Source organism: Neobacillus sp. K501, assembly GCF_053749995.1.
In genome coordinates, this window is record NZ_JBSLYA010000001.1 from 267,314 (window position 1) to 284,287 (window position 16,974).

Sequence of the window (16,974 nt, forward strand, 5' to 3'; positions counted from 1 at the left end):
GTATATCCTCCTCTATTATCTCTACTAATATGTATTCGATTTTACTTGTAGCTTTCCTTCAACAAACAATGAAATTTCCGTTATTTTTTTTGACAAACTTGAGACATCTGTCATGTCAAACCACTCGACTTCCATCTTGTTGCGAAACCAGGTTAATTGCCGTTTGGCATAACGCCGGGAATTTTGTTTTAATAATTCAACCGCATCCGTGAGTGTTGATTTACCATCAAGATAATCATAAATTTCTTTATAACCAATCGCTTGAATCGATTGGCAATTGCGTAGACCATGTTTATGTAATCGGCTGACTTCCTCAATCAACCCCTCCTCAAGCATTAACTCTACCCGAGTATTAATCCGCTCATAAAGATGATCCCGTTCCATCGTTAGTCCGATGAGGGCAGTATCATAAAGAAGATCTAGTTGCTGTTCTTTTTGGTACTCACTCATAATCTTACCAGTAGATTGGTAAATTTCAAGTGCTCTGATCACTCTTCTCACATTATTCGGATGGATTTGCGCAGCACTTTCAGGGTCAATCTTTGTTAATTCATCATGGAGTGCCTCATTTCCGATTGCTTTTGCCCTTTCTTCCAACTGTAATCGAACCGCGTCATCTGCGCCTACAGCAGAAAATTGATAATCATAGATGACGGATTGAATGTAAAGCCCTGTTCCGCCAACAATCATTGGCAACTTTCCTCTTGAAGAAATCTCGGCTATTTTCGCTCGAACAAGTTGCTGAAAATCGGCGACAGAGAAACTTTCGTCTGGTTCTTTTATATCAATTAAATGATGAGTTATTCCTTCCATCTCTTCGACTTTTATTTTTGCGGTCCCGATATCCATCCCACGATAAATCTGCATCGAATCTCCACTGATAATCTCACCATTAAATTGTTTTGCAAGTTCAATGCTTAACTTTGTTTTTCCAACTGCTGTCGGTCCAATAAGAACTAATAATTTTTGTTTATTATTCAATACCTTCACTCTGCCCTTTTTATCTTTTTCATTTTCTTTATCGTAACACAATTTTACAAAGCAGTTGAACATCAAATAAGTATATACAAAAAAACACCTTCCTATGCATTCCCGAAAAAGGAAATTCATTTACATACCAGAAAAAATTTTCTTGATAAATTACATTCTAATATCGATTCGTTTACAAAACGATGATTTTGTTCAGGCTACTTTACAATCCAATAACGTTTCATTTACAAACCCCTATTTACCCTCAAATTCATGATAGGCTTAATCGTAGCTTATTTTGTAGAAAAATAGGGAAACTAGGTGATTAATATGTTATCAAATTTTGAAATTGGTATTGATTTAGGGACAGCCAACATCCTTGTATATAGTAAAAATAAAGGGATTGCCGTAAATGAACCATCGGTGGTCGCCATCGACACGGACACGAAGAATGTTGTCGCAGTTGGAAATGAAGCGAAAGAAATGATTGGTAAGACACCTGAAAAAATTATTGCTGTCAGGCCGTTAAAAGAGGGAGTTATTGCCGATTATGATGTCACTACAGAATTGCTTAAGCATATCATGCGGAAGGCATCAAAGAAGATGGGCTTTGCAGTCCGCAAACCTAATGTTGTGGTTTGTACCCCATCAGGTTCAACCAGCGTGGAAAGAAGAGCCATCCAAGATGCGGTTCGAAATGCTGGAGCGAAGAAAATTCAGCTGATTGAAGAACCGGTTGCGGCCGCGATTGGTGCAGGATTACCTGTTGATGAACCGGTTGCTAATGTCATTGTCGATATTGGCGGTGGAAACACCGAGGTTGCGATTATCTCCTTTGGTGGCGTGGTGTCATGCCATTCGATTAAAATTGGCGGTGACCGACTTGATGAAGAGATTATCCAACATGTCCGTAAAGCATATAATGTTTTAATCGGAGAAAGGACAGCAGAAAAGGTTAAAATGGAAATCGGTTATGCTCTTGTGGATCACGAGGAGCTAACCATGGATGTCCGCGGCCGTGACCTTGTTACAGGCTTACCTAAAACTGTTACTCTCTCATCCTATGAAATTAGAAATGCGTTGAAAGAATCATTGCTTCATATATTAGAGGCCATTCGAGCAACACTTGAGGATTGCCCTGCCGAACTTAGCGGTGATATCGTTGATCGTGGTGTCATTCTAACAGGCGGCGGTGCCTTAATGAAAGGCATGGAGGAATGGCTGAGCAAGGAAATCGTCGTTCCGGTGCAGCTCGCACCAAATCCTCTGGAATCAGTGGCGATTGGTACTGGGGAAGCCCTTCGCTTCATGCATAAAATTCCGGCAGCAGTAAAGTAAGTGATAAAAAAGAACCAGGAAGTTTAAACACTAAAAAAAGGAGCCAATGGCTCCTTTTTAGTGTTTATCATATTAAATATCCGCCTGCCGCTTCCTCATATTATTAAAGTAAAGGAAAATGGGAAGTGGAATCACAATAAAGCCCAGACTCTTAATGATTTGATTTTTCGCACTTTCCTGCATCCTGTTCTTTTCATACTTAACGGTTTGCTCATAATCAGCCCGAATTTCTTCTTCAGTATACTGCTCGCCGTTCTCATCTTTGATTTTCCCATCGATCCTCATTTGTTTAAAATCTTCATAGCTTTGATAATAGCTTGGTGGACTGATTAAATCTGCTGCAGCCATAAAAATTGAAATACCTCCGCCAATAACCATCATCAGTGTGGCAAATAGAACCAAATACGTATAAAGATGGCGTATCACCGCTTCATCCCCCTTTTCTTTGTTCTTCACGGCATAAATAATGATAAAAATAATTAAGACAACTGGTAAAAAGGCACTTAATAGACCAAAAGCAACCATTCGTCCACCTACTTTTTTACGAATATTCATTTATCTATATAGTGTAATTTTACACCACAACAAACAAAATGATAAGTACATTTTTGAAAAATAAAAAAGAGCGTCTCTTTTATTAAGAGAACACTCTTCATTATAGTTACATGACCCGTTTGAACATCTTCTCCATCTCATAGGAAGAATAATGAACGATAATCGGGCGCCCATGCGGACAGGTAAACGGATCGGATGCTTTTCTTAAATCATCCAATAGCGCCTGAATTTCATCATTTCGAAGATGGCGGTTTGCTTTGATTGAAGCTTTACAACTCATCATAATCGCGGCTTCTTCTCGCAGTTTTTTAATATCAACCTTTTTCATCAAAAGAAGCTGCTCAATCATTTCCTCAATGATTTGCTTTTCCTCCCCTTTTGGGAACCACTGAGGATGAGAACGAACAATAAAACTATTCAAACCAAATTCCTCTAAGAAAACGCCGACCTTTTCCAGTTCATGTTGATACTCATTGATTTTTAGAAAATCATCCGTAGAATATTCAAATGTTAACGGGACAAGCATTTCCTGAAGCTCTGCATGTACCTGGCCAACCTTTTCACGAAAATACTCATACTTTAAGCGTTCTTGTGCAGCATGCTGGTCAATAATATATAAACCATTTTCATTTTGGGCAAAAATATAGGTTCCATGCATTTGCCCAATCGGATACATTCTTGGGACTCGGCTTTCTGTTTGAATATCTGGCATCGATGCATCAGGGACATGTTCCTGAACTGGTGGAACGGAATCGATAACAGGACTAAAAGGATCCCAATCCTCAGAAATCGGACTCTCCTCCGTTTGTTCAACCTTAACATCCATCCTTGAAACCTGTTCGTGGATAGTTGGTGGAAAAACTGGACGTGTCCATTCCAATTTTTTTTTCACCGGTGCAGGTGCCGTATCCGTTCCTTCATCAAGAATGAAGGCTGTCTGCTCGGATTTTGGTGTTTCTTTTTTTTCATGCGTATAAGCTGTCGGAATCAGAATCTTTGATTTAAAAGCATCTTTGATAATCGAGGTAACCAGTTCATTCAGTTCTGCTTCCTTACTAATCCGCACCTCCATTTTTGATGGATGGACATTGACATCCACCAATAGAGGATCCATCTCGATATTTAAGAGTACGATTGGGAAGCGGCCGATGGGCAGTAAAGTATGATACCCCTCTTGAATCGCTTTGGCTAATGGATAGTTTTTAATAAATCGACCATTAATCATCGTCGAAATATAATTTCGAGATGCACGCGTCACTTCCGGCATGGAAGCAAACCCGCTGATTTTGTAATCAAGTGAGGTTCCGGATATTGGAATAAGCTGTTTTGCAATTCCCAATCCATATATAGAAGCTAATACTTGACGGACATCTCCGTTACCAGTCGTTTGCAGCAACTTTCGTTCATTATGGATTAACCGAAATGACACTTCTGAATGGGAAAGAGCAAGTCGATTCACAACATCGGTGATATTTCCAAGCTCAGTATGAATCGTCTTCATATACTTCAAACGGGCCGGAGTGTTAAAAAACAAATCCGTGATCGTAATGTCGGTCCCCCGTCTGCTCGAAGCCTTTTCAAACACATTTACTTTTCCGCCTTCAATTACAACCCGATTTCCAGCACCCTCGCCTGTTGAAGTTTTCAGCTCAAGTCTTGAAACAGAAGCGATACTCGGCAGGGCTTCCCCACGAAATCCTAGTGTCCGAATGCGAAACAAGTCATTTTCATTCTTGATTTTACTTGTGGCGTGACGTTGAAAGGCGACAAGGACATCGTCTTCTTCAATGCCGCCCCCATTATCGGTGATCCGAATCTTCGCTAGACCTGCTTCTTCGACTTCAATTTCGATGACGGTACTCCCAGCATCAATGGCGTTCTCAACCAATTCCTTTACGACAGAAGCAGGTCGTTCAACTACTTCACCCGCGGCAATTTTATTAGATAGTGCATCATCTAATTGGATAATCTTGCCCATGCCGTTTCACCTCCAAATCTCTTAACCTTTTAACTTTTTCTGAAGCTCATATAACATATTAATCGCCTGAAGCGGTGTTAAATCTAAAATATCAAGCTCTTTCATCTTCTCTACTACTCGTTTTTCTTTCGAAGTCAGCTCTTGTTTTTTCGCTTCCTTCGGTTCATCAAAGAAGGAGAGCTGGGCTGGTTGTTCTTGTATTACTTTTTCTTCTTTTTTAATAGGTGCTGTTTGAACATCATTTTGTTCTAAAGAAGATAAAATCTCATTGGCCCTGTGTATTAATTCCTTTGGCAATTCCGCTAACTCCGCCACGTGAATTCCATAACTCTTATCAGCTGGACCTTCTTTTATTTTATGAAGGAAGACAAGTTTCCCATTATGTTCAATCGCACTTACGTGAACATTCTTTAACTTCTCTAGTTCGTCGTCCAGAACCGTTAATTCATGATAGTGCGTGGAAAATAGTGTTTTAGCACCGATATTTATATGAATGTATTCAATGATCGCTTGGGCCAGCGCCATTCCATCATAGGTCGATGTTCCGCGTCCAATTTCATCAAATAGGATTAAGCTATTCTGCGTTGCATTCGTTATCGCATTTTTGGCTTCAAGCATTTCCACCATGAACGTACTTTGACCGGAAATCAAATCATCCGCGGCACCAATTCTTGTAAATACTTGATCAAATATCGGTAAAACGGCCTCTGCGGCAGGTACATAACAGCCAATTTGTGCTAAGATCGCCGTCAAGGCAATTTGGCGCATATACGTACTTTTACCCGACATATTCGGACCAGTAATCAGAAGAATTTCTCGTTCACTGTCCATAAAGCAGTCATTTGGAACGTATTCCTGTGCATTCAGGACCTTTTCAACAACCGGATGCCGGCCGTCCTTTACAACAACTTTCCGATCCGTTGAAAACTGAGGCTTTACATAGCGGCGTTCTTCACTAACTTGAGCAAAGCACTGAAGGACATCCAGCTCACTGACCGTCTTCGCTAACGCTTGTAGGCGTGGGATCTGTTCCTTGACGATCTCACGAATTTCCGTAAAGAGTTCATATTCAAGCTCACCGCATTTTTCTTCCGCTTGTAAAATTAATGCTTCTTTTTCTTTCAGTTCAGGAGTAATGAAACGTTCCGCATTGGTTAAGGTCTGCTTCCGCTCATACTGACCTTCCTGCAGCAGATGTAAATTCGCTCTTGTCACTTCAATATAGTAGCCAAACACACGATTATAGCCAACTTTTAACGATTTAATCCCCGTTTTCTCGCGCTCTTCACGCTCAAGCTGGGCAATCCATGTTTTTCCGTTCCGGCTGGCATCACGATATTGATCTAACTGTTCATTATACCCATCGCGAATCATGTTTCCTTCTTTTAAGGAAAGCGGCGGGTTCTCGACAATGGCCTGTTCAAGGAGATCGGTAATTTCTTCACACGGATCGAGCTTATCAGCAATTTGTAGAACTTCCTCTTGCTCCATACCATGGAGGATCTGTTTTAAAAATGGAACCTGCATTAAGGATCGTTTTAATTGGACTAAGTCACGGGCATTGACATTCCCGAACGCAACGCGTCCAGCTAATCGTTCTAAATCGTACACTTCTTTTAATTTTTCACGAAGCTCTTGACGCTCAAAATAGCGGTTTATTAATACTTCAACGATCGATTGGCGTTGTTCAATTTGTTCCTTAGAAATTAAAGGCCGATCGATCCAATGTTTAAGAGTTCTGCCACCCATTGCCGTCATCGTTTCATCAAGCAGCCATAAAAGCGAACCTTTTTTCCCTTTAGAGCGAATCGTTTCGGTTAATTCTAGGTTCCGCTTGGAATAGTAATCAATTTTCATATATTGATGAATTTGATAGGTCGTTACAGGCTGCAGGTGGTCAAGACTTCTCTTTTGGGAACGATATAGATAATGAAAAAGTCTTGCTACTGTTTGTTTTAGTTTATCTTGGTTTAAACCCTCAATAAGATGTGAAAAGTTCATTTCGATTGAACTATTATCTTCAATAGAAATGGCAAGAACATCCCGCTCACGCATTTTCTTTTGCAAATCCCCATCGAAGCTGCTAGCAACCACGACTTCTTTGGCGCTTAAGACGGCTAACTCATTTAATACTTCCTCAAAATTAGTGGAAAGCAGGGTTACCCGACTCTCACCTGTTGAAAGATCGTTATAAGCAAAACCATATGTTTGATCATCAAAACAGGTAATGGAGGCAATATAGTTATTTTCTTTTTCTGATAAAGACTTCCCTTCCATAACGGTTCCTGGAGTGATTAACTGAACAACCTCACGTCTGACCACACCTTTTGCCTGTTTTGGATCCTCTGTTTGCTCACAAATCGCTACTTTATAGCCCTTGGAAATCAATTGTTCGATATAGTTAGGGGCAGAATGGTAAGGGACACCGCACATCGGTATCCTTTCATCTGTACCCCCTTCTCGGCTTGTTAAGGTTATTTCTAATTCTTGTGAGGCATTTATCGCATCCTCAAAGAACATTTCGTAAAAATCTCCAAGTCTAAAAAATAAAAAGGCATCTTGATAATCTGCCTTAACGGTTAAGTATTGTTGTATCATCGGCGTATAACCTGCCATAATGACCTCCAAGAAATTATTCATTTTCGAGTATCTTCGACAAACTATTATATCACATATTAGGTAGACTAGATGAGGAAGAAATTTCTTTCCAGTATTTTGGTCAGGCCTGATTTTCTGTTGCATATATTAGAATAAAGGGGGTTGGATGATGACATGGTTTGGTGGCAGCAATAAAGAATTTGACTTTGCTATGTTTTCAATCAGCCATTTTGTAATAATATTGCTCCTTTTTCTCGTATCGATCGTTATTTTTCGAAAGCGAGAGAAAATGAGACACGGGACATGGCGTATGGCAGAAGTCGGTGTCGCGATCTCGCTAGTCGTAATGGAGACAGGCTATCACTTATGGATGTTGATGAATGGGACATGGAATGTCAGTCATGCTATTCCCTTAGAATTATGCAGTATCAGTCTCATCTTATCGGTTATTCTATTACTAACAAGGAAAAAAATCATATATGAAATTTTACTTTTTACTGCTTTATTAGGAGCATCTCAGGCGATCTTTACTCCATTATTAACGTTTGATTTTCCTCATTTTCGATTTATTCATTTCTTTTATACTCATCTAATGACCATCTGGGTAGTCTTTTATTTCACTTGGGTTATTGGTTATCGTCCTACGATTTGGTCTGTTGTAAAACTTTTTGTTTTTTTAAATTTCCTTATGCCGATTATTATGCTGATTAATAAAGTGGTGGATGGAAATTATATGTTCTTAAGTCACAAACCCAAGAGTGCAAGTCTCCTAAATGTCCTTGGCCCCTACCCTTGGTACATCCTGTCCATGGAAGGCTTATTAATTGGGTTAAGTCTCCTTGTCTGGTTGATCTTACGTTCAAAAACCGGTGACGGGCACCCTTAATAATCTCATTATAGAAATATCCATTCTTATTTTTGAAACACGAAATTTCCTTTCATGAGGTAGAATGATTTTTGAAAGGGGGAATTTGAATTGATTAAGACATTTAATGGTCCAAACGATTCAGATTCGAAAATCATTTTTAAAAATAAATTTACGACCATTTGTCCGCATTGCAAAAAAACGATTGAATTGCCACCAGGAAATAGCACTTGCTCAAATTGCCATCGCGAAATTGCTATGAGTATAACTTTCATTTACTATTAATATAAACGTTTAAAAACCTTGTAAAACCAACTGATAATTTTGGTTTTACAAGGTTTTTTTGTTAAATGGTGAAAAACAATAAATTCATTGACCTTTTTCCATTCTCTCATTATAATTAAAATCGTTACATAATATGTCCCGATAGCTCAGCAGGATAGAGCAACAGTTTCCTAAACTGTAGGTCGGAGGTTCGAATCCTCTTCGGGACGTACATATTCGAAAAACAGCGTCAAATCAACGTTTGTAAAGCAATTGTCTATTCGAAAGCAATTTCGAAGTCCAACAGTTTCACCCCGAAAAACATATTAGACTGTAAGACGTCCTTTTCGTTCTTATCCGTATCAGATAAGAATGAAAGGGGCGTTTTTTGTTTTGTCTTCAAGTCGAAAAGGAAAGCAGATAGTCAAGAAGCGGGCGAAATCTATCGTCCAAGAATCATCATTTGCGACATATACCATTGACCAAGCGTTCGAACATTTTCTTGCATTGAAAAAGTCGCTTGGCGTTCGGGAAAGGACATATCGTGAATATGGAATTATCATGAATTGGTTTCGTGAATGGTTGTCAGAAAGCTATCCCGAATTGACCAACGTCGAAGATATCACGACGGGAATTATCCGTGAATATGTCGTTTATCTTAAAGAAGAACATTGGAACGAAAAGAAGCAAGTCTTCGGATTGTCGCCTTTTACGGTGAACGTCCGCACCCGATTTCTCAAAGCGTTCTTCAATGCGTTGTATAAAGAACAAATCATCAACAAGAATCCCGTCGAAAACATCCAATTAATGCGGGTTGACGACGATAACGTTGAACCATTGACCGACGAAGAAATCGAACGGATCATTTCAATCCCCGACCTTTCGGAATACGCACAATTCCGTGACCATGTAATGATGTTTTTAATGTTAGATACAGGAATGAGAATTTCGGAAGTTTGCGACCTTGAAACGAAAGATATTGATTTCAAAACAAAATCAATCATTTTACCCGCAACAAAAAACAAGAATCGCAAACCAAGAATTTTACCTTTATCGAATCAAGTTGTTCGTTTACTTATGGAATTAGTCACCGAAAACAAGACATATTTTGAAACGGAATTTGTCTTTCTTGCCAATTGCGGGACAAAGTACAATCCGAATTCATTTCGGAAGCGACTTCGAATGTATCGTGACAAAGCGGGAATCACGAAAAGAGTTTCCCCGCACGTCTTTCGGCATATGTTTTGCCGCAATTTTATTTTGAACGGCGGAGACGTCTTTACACTTCAACGGATTGTCGGTCATGCTGATATCACGACAACAAGAAAATATATTCAAATGGACGACGAAACAATAAAGAATCAACATTCACTTTATAGTCCTGTTTTACGTTTACGAAAGAATTCAAATAAGGGAAGAAAATAGACGACCTCATAGAATCGTAGAAAAAAGAAATCAAATAAACGAAGGGGAAGAATTGAAATGACTTTTGCTGCTATCGACATTCAAGAACTGAAAAAACACGAATCATTTCCAAGCGTTGAAGAAATGGACAAATCTATATATTCTTATATCGACCATATTCGAAAGGACGTCCCGCAATCGGTTATTGACGTTCTGCTTTGTCTTGGAAAGGCGTCTTTGCGTTGTGTCGGATTGTCGTTCATGAAACAATCAACTATTGGAGAACAAACGGGATATTCCCGCAAAACGATCAATAAGGCATTGAAGACGCTTGAATCGTTAGGTGTCGTCGATTCCGTGCGGACTAAAACGAAAGCTGGTCGTCCAAGTGTAAAAGTCATAAGAATTCTTCCTTTTTGTCTTGAAAGGTTACAACAAGGGGTTACATCATACACAAGGAACAAAGCCAGCAATGACGGGGGTTTGACGCTAATTGACGATTTCGAACCATTTGAAACAGAATCACAAAAACAAGAAAGAGATATTAATAGCGATAATAAAGAAATCATTGAGAAAGTTTCAAATTTATCAACAACAATCGACCTTGACTGCAATCTGAAAAATATCGTTCGATATCTTGCGCTAAAAATCGGCGACAAAGTGAAAAACGGTCTTCAAATTCAATCGTTTAGTTCTTATTGTGAAAAAGTTTTTTCGAATGAAATCCGTAAATTTGCCGTAATGAAGAAAATTGAAGAAGCGAAGAAACAAAAAGTGGAATCCGCCCGTCGTCGATTTGATAATTTCGTCTTGAAGTATTTCGGGGAAAAATTTGAAGATTTAGGGTCATTCGTCCAAAAAGAAGCCGTTCGAATGTATAAAGAAATGACTGAACCGAAGCCGAATCCCGTTCCTTTTTATAATTGGCTTGAAGTGTAAAAATCACAAAAATAGTTGATATTTTGGCTTATAATGCGTTTTTAGGCTTCTGAATGGTTTTTTATTCGTAAGGTCGAAAACATGCGAAATTGGAGCAATATGAAAGCCATTTCTCGTAATTTGGGCAAATTAAAACGCCAATTTTCACGATTGGCGACCTTTTTCTTATAATCTAACATTTAATCAATGATTATTCCGAAGAAATGTCTTTCGAAGCAAGGTCGGCAAGATACTTCGACGGATGCTTTTAGGGTTTCTTGCTGCTTCGTCTTGTCCGAATTGCAATTTCGTCATATTGTCAAATGTAGAACGCGTCAATAATTTAATGAAACAGAAGACGCAGCCGATCCCAACGATTAAGGAATCGGCTTTTTTAATCGTTTTCAGTTTTTTCGGATTCCTCTCTTTCTTTTGGTTCGCCGAAGTGTTTACGGCGGTCAAGTTCCGCTTTGTATTCCGTATAGTCAAAATGACTACTTGGTGCAATTGGCGTCATACTATTCGGACTTAAAAACGTCTTGGAACGACGTCTTTTGTTGTAACTAATCGGCAACAATATCACTCACTCCCTTTATGGTTGATTCGGGTCATTGGCGTTCCTTGCGTCTACAAGAAACGAAATCCCCGTTCGTGATTCATAGAAAGCCCTTCTTTGATCGTTGATTGTTCCCTTATATCCAAGAATCCCCAACGCATGAAATTCAACTTCAAGACGGGTCAAGTTCTTCGTAACAATTCCGTTTGTTATACAAATAGATTCAAAGAATTCATATTTCATTGCTGGCATGATTAAACCCCCTTACGGGTTTTTGTCGTGAAACGATAATCTTGAGGAAGTTTGGTCGATTTGCCGTGTTTTCTCATTCGGAAATTGAATCGTTCTATTAAACTTTCAATATCTTCGCCTTGAAAACGGCGGACAACAACGTCATTATTATTTTTCATTCGCTTCATTCGACTTCCCCCTTGCGTTTCATTTCGTTCAAATATTCCCGCTCCAAGTCACGAACCGTCATAACGTCCAAGTGACAAACACGGGCAATTACAAAAACATTATTAGGCATGTCGTTCCGTAACATTGCCGCAGCCTTTGCCTTCCGTTCTTTGATTCTTCTTTTGAGATTCGCTTCCAAATGTTCGCCCCGTATCGCATGAACTTCAACGTCAAGACCGTTTGTCAATTGTTTAGTGATATCAATAAGGCGACGCACTATTTTGCACCGCCTTCAATGACCTTCAATTGACGTTCGATTTCTTGAAGTTCGGCGTCAATATCGTCCATTGACATATTTTTGAAACGATTATCTTCGATCGTTGTCGTTTGATTAACTTCACGCCGTTCCACGAGTAAGCCCAACGCCTTGAAACCTAATTCAATTGAACGATAATCGCCTTTTTGAATGTTTCGTTTTAATGCTTTCATCATTGTTGGAACTTCTTCTTCAAGTTCTTGAATAGCAAGTTCCCGCACAGCACGTTTGATATGCGGTTTTTGACGATAGCGGAACAAATGCCTTTCACTAATTCCAACGGCTTCCGCTACCTGTTCATAGGTGCGATTTCCTTTGTTTAATAGTTCATGAACGATTTTTATTTCAAGTTCGGTCATTCCTTCGAAAATATCCATAAATTACACCCCCTTTCGTCCAACAATAGAACGTAATATTTTCGATTGCTTTTCTAAATCCGCATTTGACAGTTCTTTCACGGGTCGCCCGTTTGTAACCTTTTCGAATTTCGCCCACAAAGTACGAAGACGACGTTCTTCTAATTCTTCCGCCTTTGAAAGTTTCTGTTCGTGCTTCGGCTGCAAGCGTTCCTTTGCCGCCTGCAATTCAAGTCGCCTTTTCGCTTGTTCTTCAACAAATCTTTGTTCTTGGACGGATAATTTCGAAATATCGAAACCATGAAGGGCGACGTTCAATCGCCGAATTATTTCTTCGGTTTTCCAACGTTTCATATTTTCATTTGACGACATATCGTCACCACCGTTTGATAGATTCCCGATTTCTCAAAACGTCAATTAGAAAAACCGCATAACAAACGAAAACGGCGAACATCATTTTTATTCGCCGCCCCCGTTCAATTCCGCAAACGCTTTTTGAAGTTCTTGCATTTGGCGGGCAAGTTGTTCAAATTCTTCGCTTCTTGCGGAAATCATTTCTTCGTCTTGCTTCTTTGCGGCATTGTACGGATTCATATAATCATTGACCGCTTTTTGACGTTTTTCCATCTCCTCTTTGTTTTTCTTCTGCAATTCCGACATTCCAAGAATAAGAAGTTGCGTAGGATTCAAAGAATTCGGGTCGGCGTTGTATAGTTTACGCAACGCTTCGATTGAATCGCTTGGAACTTCCTCTTTCATTGGATTTCGTTTTTTATAACCCTCTGCTATATCGTCAAGCGGTTGACGCTTTGCCTTTTGATAGTTTAGATTATCGAATTGGTTGAATTTCATTATTTTCTTCCCCCTTTCAATCGTTTTTGATATGATTCAAATTGTTCTTTCAAACGTTCAACCCGTATTGGGCGAATACTTCGAACTTCCGTCGGCGTGATTCCGACAATTTCACTAATTTCGTCGAATGTTTTCCCTTCGTCTTTCAATCGAAGAACTTCTTCACCCGTGCGAACTTCATATTCTAATTGTTTAACCAAATATTCGAACGCCGACAAAGTGCCTTGAACCATTAATTCGCACCCCCGAACTCTTGCGGAACAACCCCCGATTTATAGACTCTTAATTGAAGATTTTCTTCAACGCCTAAACAATCTTTCTCCAGCGTCCACCCCCCCGAAATAACTGCCCTTTCATCAATTGCCGAACCATAAACGGAAGGTTTTTCACCAAGTTCAACCATGATCGAATTGAATTCTGAATTCACACCGCCGACTTCCTTCGCAATTCGTCCAAGTTCCGCCAATTGCTTCAAGAATTCGTTTCTTGCGGCAATGACTTCGGGAATCTTCGAATCATATTTCTTTTGAATCGCTTCAACCTTCTTCTTCCGTGCTTCTTTAACAAATGGAACGGATTCGATTGCGACGGATTTTCGAACGCCTTTGACACGTTGAATCATTTCTTCCAGGTCGGCGATTTCCTTCGTTTTTTCTTGCAACAATTGTTCCGCCTTCTTGACGTCTTTTTCATCAACTTCTCCCAACGCATACGCTTCGATAGACTTTTCAACGGCTGTAAGGATTTCGTTGATTTCGCCTTGCACGGCTGCCTTCTTTGATTCAAGTTCTTTGATTCTTTCGTTTACCTTCGTAAATTTTTCGTTTTCAAATAGTTTCATAGTTTTAAAACCTCCTTTCGATTAGTTTCTGATAAGTTGAGCAAGTGCCTTCGCTTGTTCTTCACTAATTCCAACAAGTTGAAGAAATTCTTTTGTCTTTAATTCCGAAAGTTTACGTTTTGATTTTTCACATTGTGAAATGTGTGCGGAAGTAACGCCTAACGCCTTCGCAACGTCCGAAACTTTCAACCCGTTATTTATTCGAAGAATCGTCAACGGCTTTCCATGCAATCTGAAAACGTCCGTTCCATATCTCATAATCTTCACCGCCTTTTATATTTAAAAGATTGAAATTTTAACAGTAAACCCAAAAATAAAAGACGCTTTTTCAAGCGTCTGATTTCGGGGAATATGACGAAAATTACTCAACCACAATTCAAAGCAAAACGCCCGTTTTGTGTCGGGTTATCCGTATCGAAATGAGGTATTACCTATGCACAACATACAGGGGAAAGGAAAGGTAACGGGCGAAACCTTTCTTTTTCCTTTACGCTTAATAATTTGACCGTACCCCCTTTTGACAAGTACCGAAAACCGACTTTTTTCGAAAATCTTAAATTTTTTTATCCGTTCATTCGTGCCATAGCTTCGGCGTTCGCTTCGGCAATCAACGCAAGCCATTCTTCTTCATCAAACGCTTCATTTTGGCGTATAACGGGCGATTTTTGGACGCTTGGACGTTTCCCCTTCGACAAGGGTTCCGAATCCGTATGAACGTTTTTCGTGCCATAATAAGCCGATTCAAACCGCTTTTGTTCTTCGAAATACTTTCGACGGGCTTCCGCTTGGACGTCTGCCGCCCTTGCCGCCCGTTCCCGTGCGATTTGTTCCAACGACAATGATTCGGATTGTTTGACTTCGATCGTTTGCTTTGCCGCCGTGTGCCCCGTGCCGTGCCCGTCTTGGTCTTCGGTTATTTCGGTTTTCTTTTCGGAATCTTTCGCAACAATATCGGATTTAATAGAATTCGTATCTTTCGCCAAATCTTTCGATTCTTTATCTTCGACAATAGATATTTTAATATTATCTTTGTTGTTTTCTAATAGAGAATTATTTTCTTTTTCAACAATAGCCCCGCCCTTATTGGTTATTGTTATATTTGAAATCTTATTATTGGATTTTGTTATAACTGAATTCTTATTAGTGTAAAATCCACTTGACAACCTATCCGATTTTGTTACAACCCCTATCAAGCCTACTTGACAACCTTCTTCCGTTTCTTCACAACCTTCGGCGACTTCTTGACGTTGTAAAGCAGATTTGACAACCTTATTTGACGATTGTTCTTGATTGTCTTCATTTGCTTGTAAAGCTGACTTGACAACCTCATTCGGCACGTCATGAATAAACGTCATTCCCGAAGCTGGAAGCAAACGATAAAATGTCCGTGTTTTGTCCATTCCTTCCCGAACGGTTTCGGCTTCAAGAACCGCTTGCCCGTCCTTTGTTCGAAATTCCGTCAATGCCTTAATTCTTGCGTTGATTGTTTGCCGTGAAACCCCGCATTGTTTCGCAAGTTCTGCTTGACTTGGGAACGCCCTTCCGTCTTCATCCATGAATAAAGCTATTGCCGCAAGTGTCGCATAGCCGCCCCTTATTTCTTTTTCGATTTGGGCGATTAGCGTTGTTTCCTTTGTCATTCTTTTGTTTACTTTGAAAAATAACTCTTTCCTTTCTTCGCTTCTTTTTGTCGTCATTGTGATTTTTCCCCCTTAATCGTTTTAAATTTGTAACGGACGACCCGACAAATCGTCCATTCGCTTAATAATTCAACCGAATAAGGTTTCGACAAGTACCAAAGGGGAAATTTTTATCTTTAGGTTGTCAAGCGTACTTTACAACCTAATTTTTACCAACAATTTCGGCGATTCCTTACGTAAATCTTACGGGGATCAATTCGATTTTTGGGCGATAGGTGGTCGGGGATTGGCGGGGGTGTAACGGTAAGGTAACAAAGTTCCACGTCAAAAACGCAAAAAAAGACCCGACCCTTAGAAAAAATTTAGGACGGGTTTCGTTCTATCGATTTGGGGTGAACGATTGCTTGAAGATGTTGGCAATATAATAACAAAAGTTTGTCGTCAATTTAAAGTGGTTTCGATAACATTTCCGCTTTTAAAATCGTCGTCCCACGTAATGACGACTTCCCACGGCGGAGCGGTATTTCCAGCGATAATCATTAATGCTTTTATAGTGTGACCAGCGTTTATAATCGAAGGAATATCGTCCATAAGTAAGTTTATTAGGCGTTTAGTACCGTCGCCTTTCCTGTCGTAATTATAAAACTCAACTTTCACGTTCCTGGCTTCTGCTTCGCCAGTATTACGAAGGACAAATTTGTCTTGCATTCGTTTTGAACCCATTTCTTTGGTTCGCTCAATCGAAAATTTCGCCCTCTTTTTTGCTTCCAGCCGTTCCTTCTCTTTGCGTTTTGTTATTGCAGTTCTTTGGTGATTTAGGACTAACGCCCAAATGCCCGAAATAGAACCGACAACAGATAACGCAAAACTAACCCATTGAATCCACGTAGGCAAATCGAATTCCCCCTTTTGTAAAATTATGTATCTATTTCAATTCTATCAAACAGTAAAAAACGTGTCATTTATTGTCCATTTGTTGCCCGTACTTTTCGAACTTTGTAACGTATATTTTCGGAACGCCATCTTCCGCCAAAAAAGGGGGTGTGTCACCCCTTAGGTGGGTCTTTACTTCCAAACATTTATACGCATAATTTATTTTATTGTTCGCTATTAAACAATGGATTA

20 protein-coding genes and 1 tRNA gene are annotated in these 16,974 nt (G+C 39.6%); 5 read left to right on the top strand and 16 right to left on the bottom strand.

The features are described from left to right. Positions 1-24 precede the first annotated feature (24 nt). Positions 25-981, bottom strand: a complete 957-nt coding sequence (miaA, locus tag ACWM35_RS01270; RefSeq protein WP_454814707.1) for a tRNA (adenosine(37)-N6)-dimethylallyltransferase MiaA — start codon at positions 979-981, stop codon at positions 25-27. 318 nt (positions 982-1,299) lie between these two features. Here miaA and mreBH point away from each other — a divergent pair, with 318 nt between their 5' ends. Further along, complete coding sequence (gene mreBH / locus ACWM35_RS01275; protein ID WP_454814709.1) at positions 1,300-2,307, top strand: rod-share determining protein MreBH; 1,008 nt, start codon at positions 1,300-1,302, stop codon at positions 2,305-2,307. A 72-nt stretch (positions 2,308-2,379) separates the two neighbouring features. Here mreBH and ACWM35_RS01280 read toward each other — a convergent pair whose 3' ends face one another. The 3 genes from ACWM35_RS01280 to mutS all read right to left on the bottom strand — a co-directional run bounded on the left by ACWM35_RS01280 (position 2,380) and on the right by mutS (position 7,456). Next, on the bottom strand, positions 2,380-2,832 hold the full coding sequence (locus ACWM35_RS01280) for a hypothetical protein (protein ID WP_454814711.1): 453 nt from the start codon (positions 2,830-2,832) through the stop codon (positions 2,380-2,382). Between the two features lie 136 nt (positions 2,833-2,968). Next, the gene (mutL, locus tag ACWM35_RS01285; RefSeq protein WP_454814713.1) at positions 2,969-4,840 is read right to left on the bottom strand and encodes a DNA mismatch repair endonuclease MutL; all 1,872 of its coding nucleotides are present in this window, start codon (positions 4,838-4,840) and stop codon (positions 2,969-2,971) included. Positions 4,841-4,861: 21 nt separating this feature from the next. Beyond that, on the bottom strand, positions 4,862-7,456 hold the full coding sequence (gene mutS, locus ACWM35_RS01290) for a DNA mismatch repair protein MutS (RefSeq protein WP_454814715.1): 2,595 nt from the start codon (positions 7,454-7,456) through the stop codon (positions 4,862-4,864). Positions 7,457-7,607: 151 nt separating this feature from the next. Here mutS and ACWM35_RS01295 point away from each other — a divergent pair, with 151 nt between their 5' ends. From ACWM35_RS01295 to ACWM35_RS01310, 4 genes are all read left to right on the top strand, one after another. Continuing rightward, positions 7,608-8,324, top strand: coding sequence for a YwaF family protein (locus ACWM35_RS01295; RefSeq protein ID WP_454814717.1), 717 nt, complete (start codon positions 7,608-7,610; stop codon positions 8,322-8,324). 399 nt (positions 8,325-8,723) lie between these two features. Beyond that, positions 8,724-8,797, top strand: a tRNA-Arg gene (locus tag ACWM35_RS01300). Between the two features lie 163 nt (positions 8,798-8,960). Beyond that, positions 8,961-9,992: a tyrosine-type recombinase/integrase gene (locus tag ACWM35_RS01305; RefSeq protein WP_454814718.1), complete on the top strand. Its 1,032-nt coding sequence runs from the start codon at positions 8,961-8,963 to the stop codon at positions 9,990-9,992. Positions 9,993-10,049: 57 nt separating this feature from the next. Next, positions 10,050-10,910 (top strand): hypothetical protein, encoded by an 861-nt coding sequence (locus ACWM35_RS01310; protein ID WP_454814720.1) that lies wholly within the window; start codon positions 10,050-10,052, stop codon positions 10,908-10,910. A gap of 373 nt (positions 10,911-11,283) precedes the next feature. On the opposite strand, the gene ACWM35_RS01315 is transcribed toward ACWM35_RS01310, so the two are convergent. The 12 genes from ACWM35_RS01315 to ACWM35_RS01370 all read right to left on the bottom strand — a co-directional run bounded on the left by ACWM35_RS01315 (position 11,284) and on the right by ACWM35_RS01370 (position 16,743). Beyond that, positions 11,284-11,466, bottom strand: a complete 183-nt coding sequence (locus tag ACWM35_RS01315) for a hypothetical protein (protein ID WP_454814722.1) — start codon at positions 11,464-11,466, stop codon at positions 11,284-11,286. A gap of 15 nt (positions 11,467-11,481) precedes the next feature. Then, positions 11,482-11,697 carry a hypothetical protein gene (locus tag ACWM35_RS01320; protein WP_454814724.1) on the bottom strand — a complete coding sequence of 72 codons (216 nt, stop codon included), beginning with the start codon at positions 11,695-11,697 and terminating at the stop codon, positions 11,482-11,484. A 2-nt stretch (positions 11,698-11,699) separates the two neighbouring features. Then, on the bottom strand, positions 11,700-11,864 hold the full coding sequence (locus ACWM35_RS01325; protein ID WP_454814726.1) for a hypothetical protein: 165 nt from the start codon (positions 11,862-11,864) through the stop codon (positions 11,700-11,702). After that, positions 11,861-12,121, bottom strand: coding sequence for a hypothetical protein (locus tag ACWM35_RS01330; RefSeq protein WP_454814728.1), 261 nt, complete (start codon positions 12,119-12,121; stop codon positions 11,861-11,863). The genes ACWM35_RS01325 and ACWM35_RS01330 overlap by 4 nt, the downstream gene beginning before the upstream one ends. Beyond that, entirely contained in the window at positions 12,121-12,537 is a 417-nt protein-coding gene (locus tag ACWM35_RS01335; RefSeq protein ID WP_454814730.1) for a phBC6A51 family helix-turn-helix protein, read from the bottom strand. The genes ACWM35_RS01330 and ACWM35_RS01335 overlap by 1 nt, the downstream gene beginning before the upstream one ends. A gap of 3 nt (positions 12,538-12,540) precedes the next feature. Continuing rightward, positions 12,541-12,888 (bottom strand): hypothetical protein, encoded by a 348-nt coding sequence (locus ACWM35_RS01340; protein ID WP_454814732.1) that lies wholly within the window; start codon positions 12,886-12,888, stop codon positions 12,541-12,543. 87 nt (positions 12,889-12,975) lie between these two features. After that, positions 12,976-13,368, bottom strand: coding sequence for a hypothetical protein (locus ACWM35_RS01345; protein ID WP_454814734.1), 393 nt, complete (start codon positions 13,366-13,368; stop codon positions 12,976-12,978). After that, entirely contained in the window at positions 13,368-13,601 is a 234-nt protein-coding gene (locus ACWM35_RS01350) for a hypothetical protein (RefSeq protein WP_454814736.1), read from the bottom strand. The genes ACWM35_RS01345 and ACWM35_RS01350 overlap by 1 nt, the downstream gene beginning before the upstream one ends. Further along, complete coding sequence (locus ACWM35_RS01355) at positions 13,601-14,209, bottom strand: hypothetical protein (RefSeq protein WP_454814738.1); 609 nt, start codon at positions 14,207-14,209, stop codon at positions 13,601-13,603. Before ACWM35_RS01355 ends, ACWM35_RS01350 begins: the two co-directional genes overlap by 1 nt. Positions 14,210-14,230: 21 nt before the next feature. Beyond that, positions 14,231-14,467, bottom strand: a complete 237-nt coding sequence (locus ACWM35_RS01360; protein WP_454814740.1) for a helix-turn-helix domain-containing protein — start codon at positions 14,465-14,467, stop codon at positions 14,231-14,233. 305 nt (positions 14,468-14,772) lie between these two features. Then, positions 14,773-15,906, bottom strand: a complete 1,134-nt coding sequence (locus tag ACWM35_RS01365; RefSeq protein ID WP_454814742.1) for a helix-turn-helix domain-containing protein — start codon at positions 15,904-15,906, stop codon at positions 14,773-14,775. A 384-nt stretch (positions 15,907-16,290) separates the two neighbouring features. Continuing rightward, positions 16,291-16,743 carry a hypothetical protein gene (locus tag ACWM35_RS01370; RefSeq protein WP_454814744.1) on the bottom strand — a complete coding sequence of 151 codons (453 nt, stop codon included), beginning with the start codon at positions 16,741-16,743 and terminating at the stop codon, positions 16,291-16,293. Positions 16,744-16,974 lie beyond the last annotated feature (231 nt).

What these genes read in the sequence shown, in the direction of transcription:
- ACWM35_RS01365 (WP_454814742.1), bottom strand. Translation starts at nt 15,906, where the DNA reads ATGACGACAAAAAGAAGCGAAGAAAGGAAAGAGTTATTTTTCAAAGTA.
- ACWM35_RS01325 (WP_454814726.1), bottom strand. Translation starts at nt 11,864, where the DNA reads ATGAAGCGAATGAAAAATAATAATGACGTTGTTGTCCGCCGTTTTCAA.
- mutL (WP_454814713.1), bottom strand. Translation starts at nt 4,840, where the DNA reads ATGGGCAAGATTATCCAATTAGATGATGCACTATCTAATAAAATTGCC.
- ACWM35_RS01350 (WP_454814736.1), bottom strand. Translation starts at nt 13,601, where the DNA reads ATGGTTCAAGGCACTTTGTCGGCGTTCGAATATTTGGTTAAACAATTA.
- ACWM35_RS01335 (WP_454814730.1), bottom strand. Translation starts at nt 12,537, where the DNA reads ATGGATATTTTCGAAGGAATGACCGAACTTGAAATAAAAATCGTTCAT.
- ACWM35_RS01320 (WP_454814724.1), bottom strand. Translation starts at nt 11,697, where the DNA reads ATGCCAGCAATGAAATATGAATTCTTTGAATCTATTTGTATAACAAAC.
- ACWM35_RS01340 (WP_454814732.1), bottom strand. Translation starts at nt 12,888, where the DNA reads ATGTCGTCAAATGAAAATATGAAACGTTGGAAAACCGAAGAAATAATT.
- ACWM35_RS01295 (WP_454814717.1), top strand. Translation starts at nt 7,608, where the DNA reads ATGACATGGTTTGGTGGCAGCAATAAAGAATTTGACTTTGCTATGTTT.
- ACWM35_RS01310 (WP_454814720.1), top strand. Translation starts at nt 10,050, where the DNA reads ATGACTTTTGCTGCTATCGACATTCAAGAACTGAAAAAACACGAATCA.
- mreBH (WP_454814709.1), top strand. Translation starts at nt 1,300, where the DNA reads ATGTTATCAAATTTTGAAATTGGTATTGATTTAGGGACAGCCAACATC.
- ACWM35_RS01345 (WP_454814734.1), bottom strand. Translation starts at nt 13,368, where the DNA reads ATGAAATTCAACCAATTCGATAATCTAAACTATCAAAAGGCAAAGCGT.
- ACWM35_RS01280 (WP_454814711.1), bottom strand. Translation starts at nt 2,832, where the DNA reads ATGGTTGCTTTTGGTCTATTAAGTGCCTTTTTACCAGTTGTCTTAATT.
- ACWM35_RS01360 (WP_454814740.1), bottom strand. Translation starts at nt 14,467, where the DNA reads ATGAGATATGGAACGGACGTTTTCAGATTGCATGGAAAGCCGTTGACG.
- mutS (WP_454814715.1), bottom strand. Translation starts at nt 7,456, where the DNA reads ATGGCAGGTTATACGCCGATGATACAACAATACTTAACCGTTAAGGCA.
- ACWM35_RS01355 (WP_454814738.1), bottom strand. Translation starts at nt 14,209, where the DNA reads ATGAAACTATTTGAAAACGAAAAATTTACGAAGGTAAACGAAAGAATC.